The following is a 15,953-nucleotide window of genomic DNA, read 5'->3' as shown; positions in this document are numbered from 1 at the left end:
GCACAGTAAGGAGACAGAAGATGCAACCCCATATTCGATTAAGCAATAGCATGACCGGTGCGCGGTATGCGCTATTGCCCGGCGATCCTGAGCGGGTGGACAGGATCGCCCACTTTCTTGATAACCCTGAGATACTGGGGCAAAACCGGGAATTTCGGGCGGCGCGCGGCACATATAAAGGGATTGAGATTCTGGTGCTGTCGACGGGAATCGGCGGGCCATCAACGGCCATTGCCATTGAAGAGTTACGGCAGATTGGCGTGGACACGCTGATTCGCATCGGTAGCTGTGGGGCATTGCAGGATACGCTGGCGCTGGGCGATCTGATTATCGCCAACGGTGCGGTCGCCGATGACGGCACCAGCAAAACCTACGCGCCAGCCTGCTATCCGGCCTGCGCAGACCCGCAGCTTATCGCCACGTTGATCCAGCAGGCGAAGCAGATGAACATTCCTGCGATTTGCGGGCTGGTGCGCAGCCACGACAGCTTTTATACCGATCGTGAAGCTGAACTGGATGCGGAATGGTCAGCGCGCGGCATCCTCGGGGCGGATATGGAAACGGCGGCGCTGATGGTGGTCGGCGCATTACGTGGGCTGCGTACGGCGTCGTTGCTGAACGTGGTCGTTGCCCACAACGGCTGTCTGGACAGCAGTATTAATGATTATGTTCAACAGGAAACGCTGTGCCTGCGGGGTGAAGAACGTCAGATTTCCCTGGCGCTACAGGCCATTTATTTCGATAGCCAGCAAGGAGAGCAATGATGGACTTTTTCAGTATTAACAACGTGATGGTCAACATTCCTCTCGGCGAAGGCGGGTATGCGCTGTCGTGGATTGAGGCTATCGGTACGGTCTTTGGTTTATTGTGCATCTGGTGCGCCAGCCGGGAAAAAATCATCAATTACCTGTTTGGTCTGATTAACGTCACCCTGTTTGCTGCGATCTTTTTCCAGATTCAGCTATATGCCAGCCTGCTGCTTCAGGTGTTCTTCTTTGCCGCCAATATCTATGGCTGGTATGCGTGGAGCCGTCAGAATGAGGCGCAAGAGGCGGCGCTGAAGGTGCGCTGGCTCTCCCGCCAGCAAACGCTGGTGCTGAGCGGTGTGTGTATTGTCGCCATCCTGCTGATGACGCGGTTTATCGACCCGGTGTTCGCCATGCTGACCCATATTATGCTCGGGATGCTGCAAACGGTAGGAGTTCAGGTGGCGATGCCAGAGCTACAGCCGGACGCGTTCCCGTTCTGGGATTCCACCATGCTGGTGCTGTCAATTGCGGCGATGATGCTGATGACTCGCAAATATGTGGAAAACTGGCTGCTGTGGGTGCTTATTGACGTCATTAGCGTGGTGATTTACGCGGTACAGGGCGTCTATGCGATGTCGCTGGAGTATGTCCTGCTAACGGCGATTGCGATTATGGGATCGTACAGCTGGGTCCTGAGCGCAAAACGCAACGGCTATACGCCGCTTGCTGCCAGTGCCTCCTGATTAACGCTTTCCAGGCTGTCTGAAAGGGCAGCCTGTTACTCCCTCGGCCCTGCTTTCTGCTACAATCCTTCCCCCGTTCGAAGATTGAGCAATATTCCCATGCGTTTAAACCCCGGCCAACAACACGCTGTCGAATTCGTCACCGGTCCCTGCCTGGTGCTGGCGGGCGCGGGTTCTGGTAAGACTCGCGTTATTACCAATAAAATCGCCCATCTGATTCGTGGTTGTGGCTATCAGGCGCGCCATATTGCGGCAGTGACCTTTACCAATAAAGCGGCACGTGAAATGAAAGAGCGTGTCGGGCAAACGCTGGGGCGTAAAGAGGCGCGCGGGCTGATGATCTCCACTTTCCATACGCTGGGGCTGGATATCATCAAACGTGAATATGCGGCGTTGGGGATGAAATCGAACTTTTCGCTGTTTGACGATACCGATCAGGTTGCATTGCTGAAAGAGCTGACTGACGGTCTGATTGAAGATGACAAAGTTATCTTGCAACAGCTGATCTCGACGATCTCTAACTGGAAAAACGATCTGATGACGCCCGCTCAGGCGGCGGCAAGCGCAAAAGGGGAGCGCGACCGCATCTTTGCTCACTGTTATGGTTTGTACGATGCGCATCTGAAGGCCTGCAATGTGCTCGATTTTGACGACCTGATTCTATTGCCGACGCTGCTGCTACAGCGTAATGAAGAGGTGCGCGAGCGCTGGCAGAACAGGATTCGCTATCTGCTGGTGGATGAATACCAGGATACCAACACCAGTCAGTATGAACTGGTGAAGCTGCTGGTGGGAAGCCGCGCGCGCTTTACGGTGGTGGGTGATGACGACCAGTCGATCTACTCCTGGCGCGGCGCGCGTCCGCAAAACCTGGTGTTGTTGAGTAAGGATTTCCCGGCGCTACAGGTGATCAAGCTGGAGCAGAACTATCGTTCCTCCGGGCGCATTCTGAAAGCGGCGAATATCCTGATTGCCAATAACCCTCACGTCTTTGAAAAACGCCTCTTTTCTGAACTGGGCTATGGCGCGGAACTCAAGGTGCTGAGCGCGAACAATGAAGAACACGAGGCCGAACGCGTTACCGGCGAGCTGATTGCCCATCACTTTGTGAATAAGACTGAATACAAGGATTACGCCATTCTGTATCGCGGGAACCACCAGTCGCGGGTGTTTGAAAAATTCCTTATGCAGAACCGTATTCCCTACAAAATTTCTGGCGGCACGTCGTTTTTCTCCCGCCCGGAGATTAAAGACCTGCTGGCCTATCTGCGCGTACTGACCAACCCGGATGATGACAGCGCTTTCCTGCGGATTGTGAATACGCCAAAACGAGAAATCGGCCCGGCCACGCTGCAAAAGCTGGGCGAATGGGCGATGACGCGCAACAAGAGTCTGTTTACCGCCAGTTTTGATGTGGGGCTGAACCAGACGCTGACCGGGCGCGGCTATGATTCACTGACCCGCTTCACCCATTGGCTGGGGGAAATTCAGCGTCTGGCGGAGCGTGAACCGATTGCCGCCGTGCGCGATCTCATCCACGGTATTGATTACGAATCCTGGTTGTATGAGACCTCGCCGAGCCCAAAAGCGGCGGAAATGCGCATGAAGAACGTCAACCAGTTGTTTAGCTGGATGACCGAAATGCTTGAAGGTAACGAACTTGACGAACCCATGACGCTCACCCAGGTGGTGACGCGCTTTACGCTGCGCGACATGATGGAGCGTGGTGAAAGTGAAGAAGAGTTGGATCAGGTACAGCTCATGACGCTGCATGCCTCGAAAGGGCTGGAGTTCCCGTACGTGTTTATGGTGGGGATGGAAGAAGGATTTCTGCCGCACCAGAGCAGCATTGACGAAGACAATATCGATGAGGAGCGCCGTCTGGCCTATGTGGGGATCACCCGCGCGCAGAAAGAGCTGATCTTCACGCTGTGCAAAGAGCGTCGTCAGTACGGCGAACTGGTGCGCCCGGAACCAAGCCGCTTTTTGCTGGAACTGCCGCAGGACGATCTTATCTGGGAGCAGGAGCGTAAAGTGGTAACGGCCGAGGAGCGGATGCAGAAAGGGCAGGCCAGCATAGCCAATATCCGCGCCATGATGGCGAAAGCAAAAGCGAAGTAGGTATTTTCCAGGCCGGATAAGCGTAAGCGCCATCCGGCAGCCAGCATCTAATGAACGTCCAAAGGCCAGTGGACATAGCTTTGCCACTGGCTTTCCTGATCGATCAACTCTTTACCCAGCGGGTGATGCTCCAGCCACCCTTGCGGCAAGGTTAACGTCAGATTCTCATCCTGCGCCTGCAACGTAATCTGTGGCACCAGATCGTCACGGCGACGGCTGGCAAAAATGATCGCCAGACGCAACAGGCGACAAAGATGTTCAGCGACGCGCGGCGGCACCGCATTCTGCTGGTGGAGGGAAGAGAGGTCGATCGGGTTGGTCTGATTTAACAACAGGGTGGCTAACAGCTTCTTTTGCGCGGGGGTGAATCCCGGTAAATCCAGATTACGCACCAGATAAGCCGCGTGCTGCGGCGCCTGTTTAAAATCAACGCTCAGGCCGATTTCATGCAGCTGACAGGCACTGGTCAGGAGTTCGCGACTGATCGGCTCAAGATGCCACTTATCTTCCACCTGATCGAGAAAGTTTACCGCCAGATCCGCTACGCGATGCGCCTGTTCGGTATCGACCATAAACCGACGCTGAATGTTACGCAGCGTGCGGCTGCGAATATCCTGATCCACCGCCAGATGCAGCATGCCATACACCAACCCTTCGCGCAGCGCTCCGCCCGCAAGCGTCATACACTGGATGTCCAGTTCGGTGAAAATCGCGATCAGAATGGCCAGACCGCTGGGGAATACCAGCGCGCGTTCCAGCGTTAACCCTTCAATTTCCAGCTCTTCCAGACGGCCGCAATGAATTGCGCGTTGCTTCAGCTGTTGAAGTTTCGCCAATGTGATGCGCTCATCCATGCCCTGCGCCATCATGATTTCCTGCAACGCCTGGACGGTGCCAGACGCGCCTACGCAGACTTTCCAGCCATGCTTGCGTAGCTCATCGGCGACCGGACGCAGCACTTCACGCGCGGCTTTTTCCGCTTCATCGAAGTTTTCTTGCGCCAGATTGCGATCGGTAAAGTAGCGTTCAAGCCAGGTAACGCAGCCCATTGACAGGCTAAACAGAGAGGTGGTTTGTGCGCCGGTTCCGGTGACCAGTTCGGTGCTGGCGCCGCCAATATCGACCACCAGACGCTGATCGGCGCCGCCGGTGGTATGGGCAACACCCTGATAAATCAGCCGCGCTTCTTCTTCGCCGCTAATGACCTGGACAGGGCAACCGAGGATCTCCTGCGCTTTGGCGATAAACTCGCCCGCATTGACGGCGAGACGCAGCGTTGCCGTGGCGACGACGCAGATTTGCGGTTGAGGAATATCCTGTAGGCGTTCAGCGAAAAGGCGCAGGCATTGCCAGCCGCGCTCCATCGCTTCAGCGGAAAGCGAATTATCACTGTTCAGGCCCGCAGCCAGACGCACCTTGCGCTTAATTCGCGTGAGCGTCTGGATACTTCCAGCCACCTCGCGTACGACCAGCATATGAAAACTATTGGAACCGAGATCAATTGCGGCATACAGCGAAGTGGAAGTGAGCATATATTACGTTAACCTGAACGACGACGATTACGCGGCGCGCCGGTGCGACGCGGTCCATTGCCTGGGCGCGAGCGCGTCAGGCGCAACGGCTTCGGCAAATTGGTCATCAGCGCTTCCGGGTTATATTTGCTGACCGGGATAGAGTGACCAATATAAGCCTCAATAGCGGGCAGGTTCAGCGCGTACTCTTCACAGGCCAGGCTGATAGAGTGACCGCTCGCTCCTGCGCGACCCGTACGTCCGATACGGTGAACGTAGTCTTCGCAGTCATCCGGCAGGTCATAGTTAAAGACGTGCGTTACGGCCGGAATGTGCAGACCGCGCGCGGCAACGTCGGTTGCGACGAGGATATCGAGATCGCCACGGGTAAACTCGTCGAGAATACGCAGACGTTTTTTCTGCGCAACGTCGCCGGTCAACAGGCCGACACGATGACCGTCAGCTGCCAGATGCCCCCAGATGTCTTCGCAGCGGTGCTTGGTATTGGCGAAAACAATGGCGCGATCCGGCCACTCTTCTTCGATCAGCGTTTGCAGCAAACGCATCTTCTCTTCGTTAGAAGGGTAGAAGAGCTCTTCTTTAATACGGTGGCCTGTCTTTTGTTCCGGCTCCACTTCAACATATTCGGCGTTGTTCATCTGCTCGAACGCCAGTTCGCGAACACGGTAAGAGAGGGTTGCGGAGAACAGCATGTTCAGACGCTGATTGGCCGGCGGCATGCGGCGGAACAGCCAGCGGATGTCTTTAATAAAGCCCAGATCGTACATGCGATCGGCTTCATCCAATACGACGACCTGAATGGCGCCGAGGTTAATGTGGTTTTGTTTCGCGTAGTCGATCAGACGACCCGTGGTGCCGATCAGAATGTCGACGCCGCTTTCCAGCACTTTCAGCTGTTTGTCGTAGCCGTCACCGCCGTAGGCCAGGCCTAATTTCAGGCCGGTGGTCTGCGCCAGCGGTTCCGCATCGGCGTGGATCTGCACGGCCAACTCACGCGTTGGCGCCATAATTAAGGCGCGCGGCTGGTTCACCTTGCGATCGTCAATCGCGGGATGAGAGAGAAGATAATGAAACGAAGACGTCAGGAACGCCATCGTTTTTCCGGTTCCGGTTTGCGCCTGCCCTGCGACATCACGACCCGCCAGCGTTAGCGGGAGGGCCAATGCCTGAATGGGCGTACAATTATGAAACCCTTTATTTTCAAGGGCTTCTATCACCTTTGGGTGCAGGGCGAAGTCGGAAAACTTCTGTTCTGTTAAATGTGTTTTGCTCATAGTGTGGTAGAATATCAGCTTACTATTGCTTTACGAAAGCGTATCCGGTGAAATAAAGTCAACCTTTAGTTGGTTAATGCGACATCAACACGTCGTTGATGAAGGCGAAACCAACACACCAGGCTTATTCCTGTGGAGTTATTATGAGCGATAAAATTATTCACCTGACTGACGACAGTTTTGACACGGATGTACTCAAAGCGGACGGGGCTATCCTCGTTGATTTCTGGGCAGAGTGGTGCGGACCGTGCAAAATGATCGCCCCGATTCTGGATGAAATCGCTGACGAATATCAGGGCAAATTGACGGTTGCTAAACTTAACATCGACCAAAACCCAGGCACTGCGCCGAAGTATGGTATCCGTGGCATCCCGACCCTGCTGTTGTTCAAAAACGGTGAAGTCGCAGCAACCAAAGTGGGCGCACTGTCCAAAGGTCAGCTGAAAGAGTTCCTCGACGCCAACCTGGCGTAAGACGGAAGTTTCATGTTCGGGTGACCAGCATCCTAAATTATTCGGATGACTGGACGCCCGGCTTGAGTCGTGCTAACTTAGTGTTGACTTCGTATTAAACATACCTTATTAAGTTTGAGTCTTGTTTTTTCCAACGCTTCCCGTTTTTTCTCGCGCGAGAAGTGAACAGATTCCTGGCTTGTCACTCAATCCGTCTTGTCGTTTCAGTTCTGTGTACTTTCCTGTGACCAGACAGCGAACAGACATGAGTTGGTGGCCGTAAACAGGCATGGATGATCCTGCCATACCATTCACAACATTAAGTTCGAGATTTACCCCAAGTTTAAGAACTCACACCATTATGAATCTTACCGAATTAAAGAATACGCCGGTTTCTGAGCTGATCACTCTCGGCGAAAATATGGGGCTGGAAAACCTGGCTCGTATGCGCAAGCAGGACATTATTTTTGCCATCCTGAAGCAGCACGCAAAGAGTGGCGAAGATATCTTTGGTGACGGTGTGCTGGAGATATTGCAGGATGGATTTGGTTTCCTCCGCTCTGCAGACAGCTCCTACCTCGCCGGTCCTGATGACATCTACGTTTCTCCCAGCCAAATCCGCCGTTTCAACCTCCGCACTGGTGACACCATTTCTGGTAAGATTCGCCCGCCAAAAGAAGGCGAACGTTACTTTGCGCTGTTGAAAGTTAACGAAGTTAACTACGACAAACCTGAAAACGCTCGTAATAAAATCCTCTTTGAGAACTTAACGCCGCTGCACGCGAACTCACGTCTGCGTATGGAACGTGGTAACGGTTCTACTGAAGATTTAACGGCTCGCGTACTGGATCTGGCTTCCCCGATTGGCCGTGGTCAGCGTGGTCTGATCGTCGCACCGCCGAAAGCGGGTAAAACTATGCTGTTGCAGAACATCGCGCAGAGCATTGCTTACAACCATCCTGACTGCGTACTGATGGTGCTGCTGATCGACGAGCGTCCAGAAGAAGTGACCGAAATGCAGCGTCTGGTAAAAGGTGAAGTGGTTGCTTCCACCTTCGACGAACCGGCATCCCGTCACGTTCAGGTTGCTGAAATGGTGATCGAGAAGGCGAAGCGTCTGGTTGAACACAAAAAAGACGTCATCATTCTGCTCGACTCCATCACTCGTCTGGCTCGCGCCTACAACACCGTGGTTCCGGCTTCCGGTAAAGTCCTGACCGGTGGTGTGGACGCCAACGCCCTGCACCGTCCGAAGCGTTTCTTCGGCGCGGCGCGTAACGTGGAAGAGGGCGGCAGCCTGACCATTATCGCAACGGCGCTGATCGACACCGGTTCTAAGATGGATGAAGTGATCTACGAAGAGTTTAAAGGCACCGGTAACATGGAGCTGCACCTCTCCCGTAAGATCGCTGAAAAACGCGTCTTCCCGGCTATCGACTACAACCGTTCCGGTACGCGTAAAGAAGAGCTGCTCACCACTCAGGAAGAGCTACAGAAAATGTGGATCCTGCGCAAAATCATCCATCCGATGGGTGAAATCGACGCGATGGAATTCCTCATTAACAAGCTGGCAATGACCAAGACCAACGACGACTTCTTCGACATGATGAAGCGTTCGTAAGTCCGGCTGATACCGAAAACGCCACGTTTTTACGTGGCGTTTTTCTTTTGCGATTTATCTGATCTGTTAGTCAAATAAACAAGTCATCATCACATTCATTATGTGGAATTGCTGTGGGCTGTATAAACTACGAGTGGTCGAAAGTGTAATGTTCTGAATGCTCTCTTCTAGAGACAGACGTAACGCATTATACTTTAAGGAAATGATATATGCTGAGAGCACATACACTGTGAATTTACTCGCTGCTTTATCTGAGCTAATCAGTATTTTTTTATTCACAACCATTTTTATTTTTCTTGCGCGAAAAGTAGCCATCAAGATAGGTTTAGTGGATAAACCCAATTTTCGTAAACGGCACCAGGGGGTGGTTCCTTTGGTTGGCGGGATTTCTGTGTTCGCAGGAATCAGCTTTATGTTTGCTCTCTCGGATTACTATATTCCGCACGCATCGTTATACCTTTTTTCTGCTGGTGTGCTGGTTTTGGTCGGCGCATTGGATGATCGTTTTGACATTAGCGTGAAAATTCGCGCTGTGGTACAGGCCGCTATTGCTGTTGTCATGATGGTGATAGGGAAACTCCATCTCAGTAGCCTGGGGTATATTTTCGGTCCCTGGGAATTGGTGCTCGGCCCCTTTGGCTATTTCCTCACGCTCTTTGCCGTCTGGGCGGCGATCAATGCTTTCAATATGGTTGATGGTATTGATGGCTTACTTGGCGGGCTGTCCAGCGTCTCATTTGCCGCAATGGGGCTGATTCTGTGGTTTGATGGGCAGACGAGTCTGGCGGTATGGTGTTTCGCCATGATCGCCGCGATTCTGCCCTATATCATGTTAAACCTTGGTGTTCTGGGGCGTCGTTATAAAGTCTTTATGGGCGATGCGGGCAGTACGCTGATTGGCTTCACGGTTATCTGGATCCTGCTGGAAACCACGCAGGGTAAAACGCATCCTATCAGCCCGGTTACTGCGCTGTGGATTATTGCGATTCCATTAATGGACATGGTGGCGATTATGTATCGTCGCCTGCGTAAGGGCATGAGCCCCTTTTCTCCCGATCGCCAGCATATTCATCATTTGATCATGCGTGCAGGGTTTACTTCCCGACAGGCATTTGTTCTCATTACGCTCGCCGCTGCGATTCTGGCTTCCATTGGCGTTGCCGCAGAATATTCCCATTTTGTTCCAGAATGGGTCATGTTGGTGCTCTTTTTGCTAGCATTCTTCCTTTACGGTTACTGCATTAAGCGTGCCTGGAAGGTGGCGCGATTTATTAAGCGCGTGAAGCGCAGACTACGCAGAAACCGTGATAACAATCCAACGATAACCAAGTAAATTGAGGATGCGATGACACAACCATTACCGGGGGCACACGCCGTGAGCGCTGAAAATGAACTGGATATTCGTGGGTTGTTTCGTACCTTGTGGGCTGGGAAGCTATGGATTGTGGGAACAGGGCTGGCTTTTGCGCTGATTGCGTTAGCGTATACGTTTTTTGCCCGTCAGGAGTGGAGTGCAACGGCGATTTCCGACCGCCCCACCGTCAATATGCTGGGCGGCTATTACTCCCAACAGCAGTTTTTGCGCAACCTTGATATCAAAGCCAGCCTCGCGCCGGCCGATCAGCCTTCGGTAATGGATGAAGCGTATAAAGAGTTCGTCATGCAACTGGCGTCCTGGGATACGCGTCGCGATTTCTGGCTACAGACCGATTATTACAAGCAGCGCATGGTCGGCAACAGCAAAGCCGATGCCGCGATGCTGGATGAAATGATCAATAACATTCAGTTCACGCCTGGCGATTTCACTCGCAACACCAATGATAGCGTGAAGCTGATTGCGGAAACGGCGCCCGATGCCAACAACCTGCTTCGCCAGTATGTGGCGTTTGCCAGCCAGCGTGCGGCGAGCCATCTGAATGATGAGTTAAAGGGTGCATGGGCCGCGCGGACTATCCAGATGAAAGCGCAGGTTAAACGCCAGGAAGAGGTGGCGAAAAGCATTTTCTCTCGTCGTGTTCATAGCATTGAACAGGCGCTCAAAATTGCCGAGCAGCATAATATTTCTCGTACGGCGACCGATGTTCCTGCCGATGAATTACCCGACTCTGAGCTGTTTTTGCTTGGCCGCCCTATGCTACAAGCGCGTCTTGAAAACCTTCAGGCTGTCGGTCCGGCATTCGATCTGGACTATGATCAAAACCGGGCCATGTTGAACACGCTGAACGTGGGGCCGACGTTGGACCCGCGTTTCCAGACCTATCGTTATTTGCGCACGCCGGAAGAACCGGTAAAACGCGATAGCCCGCGCCGTGCTTTCCTGATGGTTATGTGGGGCATTGTTGGGGCGCTGATCGGGGCTGGCGTCGCATTAACCCGCCGCCGCGCGATTTAGCAACATCTCAGCAGTGAGGGGTTAGGCCCTCACTGCCTATTCGAAGAGAATCGATGTGAAAGTACTGACTGTATTTGGCACGCGACCGGAGGCCATCAAGATGGCGCCTCTGGTTCATGCGCTGGCAAAGGACCCTCATTTTGAGGCAAAAGTCTGCGTTACTGCGCAGCATCGGGAGATGCTCGATCAGGTTTTGAATCTCTTTTCTATTGTGCCTGACTACGATCTCAATATTATGCAGCCGGGTCAGGGGCTGACAGAGATTACCTGTCGAATCCTGGAAGGATTAAAACCGATTCTTGCCGATTTTAAACCTGATGTCGTATTGGTGCATGGCGATACGACAACCACTCTCGCCACCAGTCTGGCGGCTTTCTACCAGCGTATCCCTGTCGGTCATGTAGAGGCCGGGCTGCGAACCGGCGATCTCTACTCCCCCTGGCCTGAAGAGGCGAACCGCACCTTGACCGGTCGCCTGGCGATGTACCATTTTGCGCCGACGGAAAATTCACGGCAGAATTTACTGCGGGAACAGATCCCTGATAACCACATCTTTGTCACCGGCAATACCGTGATTGATGCGCTGATCTGGGTGCGCGATCGCGTACTGGCCAGCGATACGCTACGCGCCGAACTGGCAAAGCGGTATCCTTTCCTGTGTGACGATAAAAAAATGATCCTGGTGACCGGACATCGCCGTGAGAGCTTTGGCCGGGGGTTTGAGCAAATCTGTCATGCGCTGGCGGAGATAGCCGCTACCAATCAGGATGTACAAATTGTGTATCCGGTTCACCTGAACCCCAACGTCAGCGAACCGGTTAACCGCATCCTGGGGCATGTTGAAAATGTGATACTGATTGAGCCGCAGGATTACCTGCCGTTTGTCTGGCTGATGAACCACGCCTGGCTGATCCTTACCGACTCCGGCGGGATCCAGGAAGAGGCGCCGTCATTAGGCAAACCGGTGTTGGTTATGCGCGAAATGACGGAACGGCCAGAAGCCGTTACCGCTGGCACGGTGCGTCTGGTGGGAACCGATTCACACCGTATTGTGGAAGAAGTTACACGTTTGCTGCACGACGAAAATGAATATCAAACCATGAGCCGCGCCCATAATCCTTATGGCGACGGGCAGGCGTGCGGCCGCATTTTACACGCGTTAAAAAATAATCGGGTATCGCTATGAGTTTTACGACCATTTCTGTTATTGGGCTGGGATACATCGGGTTGCCGACGGCTGCGGCCTTTGCTTCTCGCCAAAAGCACGTTATTGGCGTGGATATCAATCAGCAGGCGGTGGACACCATCAACCGTGGAGCCATCCATATTGTTGAGCCGGATCTGGATAGCGTCGTGAAAACTGCGGTTGAAGGCGGATTCCTCCGGGCAACAACAACGCCGGTAGCAGCCGACGCGTACTTGATCGCCGTGCCGACGCCGTTCAAGGGCGATCACGACCCCGATATGGTTTATGTCGAAGCGGCCGCGAAATCTATTGCTCCCGTACTGAAAAAAGGCGCGCTGGTCATCCTCGAATCCACCTCGCCGGTGGGTGCGACAGAACAAATGGCCGAATGGCTGGCGGAAATGCGCCCGGATCTGACTTTCCCGCAGCAGGCGGGGGAACAGGCTGATGTGAACATTGCCTACTGCCCGGAGCGCGTATTGCCGGGTCAGGTCATGGTGGAGCTCATCAAAAATGACCGCGTGATTGGCGGAATGACGCCGGTATGCTCCGCGCGTGCCAGCGAGTTGTACAAGATTTTCCTTGAAGGCGAGTGTGTGGTGACTAATTCCCGCACCGCCGAAATGTGTAAGCTCACGGAAAACAGCTTCCGTGACGTCAATATCGCCTTTGCGAACGAGCTGTCGCTGATTTGCGCCGATCAGGGGATTAACGTCTGGGAACTGATTCGTCTGGCGAATCGTCATCCACGCGTGAATATTCTCCAGCCTGGGCCGGGCGTGGGCGGCCACTGCATCGCCGTCGATCCGTGGTTTATCGTGGCGCAAAACCCGCAGCAGGCGCGACTGATCCGTACCGCGCGTGAAGTGAACGACGGTAAACCACACTGGGTGGTGGCGCAGGTGAAAGCCGCAGTGGCGGATTGCCTGACGGCAACGAATAAGCGCGCCAGCGACATCAAAATCGCCTGCTTTGGTCTGGCGTTTAAACCGAATATTGACGATCTGCGTGAAAGCCCGGCGATGGGCATTGCGCAGGAGATTGCGCACTGGCATGCCGGTGAAACGCTGGTGGTAGAGCCTAATATTCATCAGTTGCCGAAAAAACTGGAAGGTCGCTGCACGTTAGCCACGCTGGAAAATGCGCTGGCGGAAGCGGATGTGCTGGTCATGCTGGTTGACCATCATCCGTTTAAAGCGATTAACGGCGACGCCGTGCGGCAACGCTACATTGTGGATACGAAAGGAGTCTGGCGCTGATGAAACGGATTCTGGTCACTGGCGGCGCGGGATTTATCGGCTCTGCCGTTGTGCGCCACATCATTGATGAAACCCCCGACGCCGTAGTGGTGGTGGATAAGCTCACCTACGCCGGAAACCTGATGTCGCTGGCGCCAGTTGCACAGCATGAGCGCTTTGCCTTTGAGAGAGTGGATATCTGCGATCGGGCATCGCTGGATCGCGTTTTTCAGCAGTACCAGCCGGATTACGTGATGCATCTGGCGGCGGAAAGCCATGTTGACCGGTCTATCGACGGCCCGGCTGCGTTTATTGAAACCAATATCGTGGGAACCTACACGCTGCTGGAAGCGGCCCGGACTTACTGGGCGACGCTCAATGATGAGAAAAAATCGGCGTTTCGTTTCCACCATATCTCCACTGACGAGGTGTATGGCGATCTGCATTCCACGGATGATTTCTTTACTGAGACCACGCCGTATGCGCCGAGCAGTCCTTATTCCGCCTCGAAAGCCAGCAGCGATCACCTGGTGCGCGCGTGGTTGCGTACCTATGGTCTGCCGACGCTGGTCACTAACTGTTCCAATAATTACGGCCCTTACCACTTCCCGGAAAAGCTGATCCCATTGATGATCCTGAACGCGCTGGCGGGTAAACCGCTGCCGGTGTATGGCAATGGACAACAGATCCGCGACTGGCTGTACGTTGAAGATCACGCCAGGGCGCTGTATCGCGTGCTGACGGCGGGCGAAGTGGGAGAGACATATAACATTGGCGGCCATAATGAGCGTAAGAATCTGGAGGTTGTGGAAACGATTTGCGATCTGCTGGAAGAACTTGCGCCACAAAAACCGCAGGGCGTGGCGCATTATCGCTCCCTGATCGCTTTTGTGGATGACCGTCCAGGCCATGATTTACGCTATGCCATCAACGCAGCGAAAATTGCGCGTGAACTTGGCTGGACGCCGCAGGAAACCTTTGAAAGCGGAATGCGGAAAACCGTGCAGTGGTATCTGGCGAATGAGGCCTGGTGGAAGCCCGTGCAGGATGGCAGCTATCAGGGTGAACGTTTAGGTCTGAAGGGCTAAACCCGGAGGAGGAACGCATGAAAGGTATCATTCTGGCGGGCGGCTCTGGCACCCGCCTGCATCCGATTACGCGCGGCGTGTCAAAGCAGCTTCTGCCGATTTATGACAAGCCGATGATCTACTATCCGCTGTCGGTACTGATGCTGGCGGGTATCCGGGAAATCCTGATTATCACCACACCGGAAGATAAGCACTATTTTCAGCGTCTGCTGGGCGATGGTTCGGAGTTTGGCATTGAGTTGCAGTATGCCGAACAACCCAGCCCGGATGGGCTGGCGCAGGCCTTTATCATTGGTGAAACATTCCTTAACGGCGAGCCGTCCTGTCTTGTACTGGGCGACAATATCTTCTTTGGTCAGGGTTTCAGCCCGAAATTGCGTCATGTGGCGGCGCGAACCGAAGGGGCGACCGTTTTTGGTTATCAGGTTATGGACCCGGAACGTTTTGGCGTTGTGGAGTTCGACGACAATTTTCGCGCGGTCTCGCTGGAAGAAAAGCCGAAACAGCCGAAATCAAACTGGGCGGTGACCGGTCTCTATTTTTACGACAGCAAGGTAGTAGAGTACGCGAAGCGCGTGAAGCCTTCCGAGCGCGGTGAGCTGGAGATTACGTCCATTAATCAGATGTACCTTAATGACGGCAAGCTGACGGTTGAGTTGCTCGGTCGTGGCTTTGCGTGGCTGGATACCGGCACCCATGACAGCCTGATTGAAGCGAGCACGTTTGTGCAGACGGTTGAAAAACGCCAGGGCTTCAAAATTGCCTGTCTGGAAGAGATCGCCTGGCGTAACGGCTGGCTGGATGACGAGGGCGTAAAACGCGCCGCCAGTTCTTTAGCGAAAACCGGCTATGGCCAATATTTACTGGAGCTACTCCGTGCCCGTCCGCGCCAGTATTGAACCATTAACGTGGGAAAATACGTTCTTTGGCGTCAATAGCGCTATTGTTCGCGTGAACCCTGCCGCGCCGGTGTTAACGCCAGAGGCATTGCAACCCTGGTCGCGCGTGCAGGCGAAAATTTCTGCTGCGCGCACGGATGAATTAGATGCGCTGCAACAGTTGGGGTTTTCGCTGGTAGAAGGCGAAGTCGACTTCAGCCTGCCGGTCGCTGGCGTTGAACGTATTTCTGGCGTGGAAATTGCACAAATTGCCGATATTCCCGCGTTACGTCAACAGGCGTCCGCCGCGTTTGCGCAAAGCCGTTTCCGCGCACCGTGGTATGCGCCGGACGCCAGCGTCCGTTTTTATGCTCAGTGGATTGAAAATGCCGTGCGCGGCACCTTCGATCACCTGTGTCTGGTTATCCGGGCGGCGAATAACGATATTCGCGGGTTTGTCTCGCTGCGCGAACTGAACGACACCGATGTGCGCATCGGCCTGCTGGCCGGGCGTGGCGCAGGAGCAGAATTAATGCAGGCGGCGCTCGCGTGGGCGCAGTCTCGCGGAAAGACAACATTGCGGGTGGCGACCCAGATGGGCAACACCGCCGCGCTTAAACGTTATATACAGAGCGGTGGCAACGTAGAAAGCACCGCGTACTGGTTATACAGGTGACAA

At 54.1% G+C, this 15,953-nt stretch carries 15 protein-coding genes; 13 read left to right on the top strand and 2 right to left on the bottom strand.

Annotation, left to right across the window (positions count from 1 at the left end; genetic code table 11):
- Nucleotides 1-20 precede the first annotated feature (20 nt).
- The 3 genes from OGY62_RS04705 (at nucleotide 21) to rep (ending at nucleotide 3,613) form a co-directional block, all read left to right on the top strand.
- Entirely contained in the window at nucleotides 21-764 is a 744-nt protein-coding gene (locus tag OGY62_RS04705; RefSeq protein WP_047460034.1) for a nucleoside phosphorylase, read from the top strand.
- Complete coding sequence (pnuC, locus tag OGY62_RS04700; protein WP_286459207.1) at nucleotides 764-1,492, top strand: nicotinamide riboside transporter PnuC; 729 nt, start codon at nucleotides 764-766, stop codon at nucleotides 1,490-1,492. Before OGY62_RS04705 ends, pnuC begins: the two co-directional genes overlap by 1 nt.
- 99 nt (nucleotides 1,493-1,591) lie before the next feature.
- A complete protein-coding gene (rep, locus tag OGY62_RS04695) occupies nucleotides 1,592-3,613 on the top strand; it encodes a DNA helicase Rep (RefSeq protein WP_049009050.1) in 2,022 nt (673 codons plus the stop codon).
- A gap of 47 nt (nucleotides 3,614-3,660) precedes the next feature.
- Here rep and gppA read toward each other — a convergent pair whose 3' ends face one another.
- The gene (gppA, locus tag OGY62_RS04690; protein ID WP_012131131.1) at nucleotides 3,661-5,145 is read right to left on the bottom strand and encodes a guanosine-5'-triphosphate,3'-diphosphate diphosphatase; all 1,485 of its coding nucleotides are present in this window, start codon (nucleotides 5,143-5,145) and stop codon (nucleotides 3,661-3,663) included.
- A gap of 8 nt (nucleotides 5,146-5,153) precedes the next feature.
- The gene (rhlB, locus tag OGY62_RS04685) at nucleotides 5,154-6,419 is read right to left on the bottom strand and encodes an ATP-dependent RNA helicase RhlB (RefSeq protein WP_012131132.1); all 1,266 of its coding nucleotides are present in this window, start codon (nucleotides 6,417-6,419) and stop codon (nucleotides 5,154-5,156) included.
- Between the two features lie 143 nt (nucleotides 6,420-6,562).
- Between rhlB and trxA the strand changes: the two genes are divergently transcribed.
- The 10 genes from trxA to rffC all read left to right on the top strand — a co-directional run bounded on the left by trxA (nucleotide 6,563) and on the right by rffC (nucleotide 15,950).
- Entirely contained in the window at nucleotides 6,563-6,892 is a 330-nt protein-coding gene (gene trxA, locus OGY62_RS04680; RefSeq protein ID WP_001280776.1) for a thioredoxin TrxA, read from the top strand.
- Between the two features lie 169 nt (nucleotides 6,893-7,061).
- Nucleotides 7,062-7,154: a rho operon leader peptide gene (locus OGY62_RS04675; RefSeq protein WP_223849128.1), complete on the top strand. Its 93-nt coding sequence runs from the start codon at nucleotides 7,062-7,064 to the stop codon at nucleotides 7,152-7,154.
- Between the two features lie 78 nt (nucleotides 7,155-7,232).
- Entirely contained in the window at nucleotides 7,233-8,492 is a 1,260-nt protein-coding gene (rho, locus tag OGY62_RS04670; protein ID WP_002437993.1) for a transcription termination factor Rho, read from the top strand.
- 229 nt (nucleotides 8,493-8,721) lie between these two features.
- On the top strand, nucleotides 8,722-9,825 hold the full coding sequence (wecA, locus tag OGY62_RS04665; protein WP_024130098.1) for a UDP-N-acetylglucosamine--undecaprenyl-phosphate N-acetylglucosaminephosphotransferase: 1,104 nt from the start codon (nucleotides 8,722-8,724) through the stop codon (nucleotides 9,823-9,825).
- A gap of 12 nt (nucleotides 9,826-9,837) precedes the next feature.
- On the top strand, nucleotides 9,838-10,884 hold the full coding sequence (gene wzzE, locus OGY62_RS04660) for an ECA polysaccharide chain length modulation protein (RefSeq protein WP_049009048.1): 1,047 nt from the start codon (nucleotides 9,838-9,840) through the stop codon (nucleotides 10,882-10,884).
- A gap of 55 nt (nucleotides 10,885-10,939) precedes the next feature.
- A complete protein-coding gene (wecB, locus tag OGY62_RS04655; RefSeq protein WP_012131136.1) occupies nucleotides 10,940-12,070 on the top strand; it encodes a non-hydrolyzing UDP-N-acetylglucosamine 2-epimerase in 1,131 nt (376 codons plus the stop codon).
- On the top strand, nucleotides 12,067-13,329 hold the full coding sequence (gene wecC / locus OGY62_RS04650; protein WP_286459199.1) for a UDP-N-acetyl-D-mannosamine dehydrogenase: 1,263 nt from the start codon (nucleotides 12,067-12,069) through the stop codon (nucleotides 13,327-13,329). Before wecB ends, wecC begins: the two co-directional genes overlap by 4 nt.
- Complete coding sequence (gene rffG / locus OGY62_RS04645; RefSeq protein WP_286459197.1) at nucleotides 13,329-14,396, top strand: dTDP-glucose 4,6-dehydratase; 1,068 nt, start codon at nucleotides 13,329-13,331, stop codon at nucleotides 14,394-14,396. The genes wecC and rffG overlap by 1 nt, the downstream gene beginning before the upstream one ends.
- 17 nt (nucleotides 14,397-14,413) lie before the next feature.
- The gene (rfbA, locus tag OGY62_RS04640; protein ID WP_012131139.1) at nucleotides 14,414-15,295 is read left to right on the top strand and encodes a glucose-1-phosphate thymidylyltransferase RfbA; all 882 of its coding nucleotides are present in this window, start codon (nucleotides 14,414-14,416) and stop codon (nucleotides 15,293-15,295) included.
- On the top strand, nucleotides 15,273-15,950 hold the full coding sequence (gene rffC / locus OGY62_RS04635; RefSeq protein WP_286459205.1) for a dTDP-4-amino-4,6-dideoxy-D-galactose acyltransferase: 678 nt from the start codon (nucleotides 15,273-15,275) through the stop codon (nucleotides 15,948-15,950). Before rfbA ends, rffC begins: the two co-directional genes overlap by 23 nt.
- Nucleotides 15,951-15,953 lie beyond the last annotated feature (3 nt).

This window comes from Citrobacter sp. CK198, from assembly GCF_030333295.1.
Taxonomy (GTDB): domain Bacteria; phylum Pseudomonadota; class Gammaproteobacteria; order Enterobacterales; family Enterobacteriaceae; genus Citrobacter_B; species Citrobacter_B koseri.
This window is presented reverse-complemented; position numbering and strand designations above follow the sequence as displayed.